The 869-nt window shown below is 71.3% G+C and carries 1 protein-coding gene; it reads left to right on the top strand.

What is annotated here, in order from left to right:
* The coding region (locus E1261_RS44945) for a DUF222 domain-containing protein (RefSeq protein WP_132416512.1) at positions 1-869 on the top strand (869 nt) is incomplete at both ends.

Raw genomic sequence — 869 nt, 5'->3', positions numbered from 1 at the left:
CTGCGCAAAGCCGCCCAGCGCGCCCGCGACCTCCTCGACCAGGACGGTCCCGAGCCCGACGAGCAGAAGGCCTACGCCCGCGAACGGCTCAATCTGATCCCCGACGAACACGGCGTCCGGATCTCCGGCTACCTCGCCAACGACAACGCCGAACTCCTGAACGCAACCATCCACACCGGCGCCCGCCCCCACCGCACCCCCGACGGCGACCTCGACCCCCGCTCCGCCGAAAAGCGCCGAGCAGACGCCCTGTCCGACACCCTCCGCATCGCCGCCGCAGCCACCGACGCAGGCGCCATCCGCCCCACCCCGAACACGCCAGACACGACGGCAAGCGCAACCGATGCACCTGCCACCCCGCCACCACCCGCACCAGGACCAGGACCAGGATCAGGATCAGCTTCCGCGGCAGCATCAGCTCCAGCGGCAGCGGCGTCCGCTGCCCCGGCCACCCCGCAGCCCGAATCCGCCGTGCCCAACACCGCTGCGCCCAACACTGCCACTGCGCCAAGCCAGCCAGGCTGCCCTGCAGAGGGGCAGGCGCAGACAGGCTCGACCGCAGACACACTCGTCGACACCGAAGCCGTCGGGGGCGCTGCCCTGCAGGCAGAGCGATGCGCAACCGACGCCGCCACCGCCACCCTCGGACCAGCGGTCGCCAACAACTGGGTCCCCGGGTTCGGCGCGAAAGCCACCCTGGTCGTCACCATCGACTGGAACGACCTCAAGAACGCCACCGCCGGCTGCATCGGCGACACCGTCTTCGGCGCCGGCCTGTCCGCATCCACCGCCCGCCTCCTGGCCTGCGACGCCAAAATCATCCCCGTCGTCCTCGGCTCCAACTCCGAACCCCTCGACGTCGGCCGCTG

Source organism: Kribbella albertanoniae (assembly GCF_004348455.1).
Classification (GTDB): Bacteria; Actinomycetota; Actinomycetes; order Propionibacteriales; family Kribbellaceae; genus Kribbella; species Kribbella albertanoniae.
The sequence above is the reverse complement of the archived record's forward strand: the minus strand, read 5'-3'. Positions and strand labels throughout refer to the sequence as shown.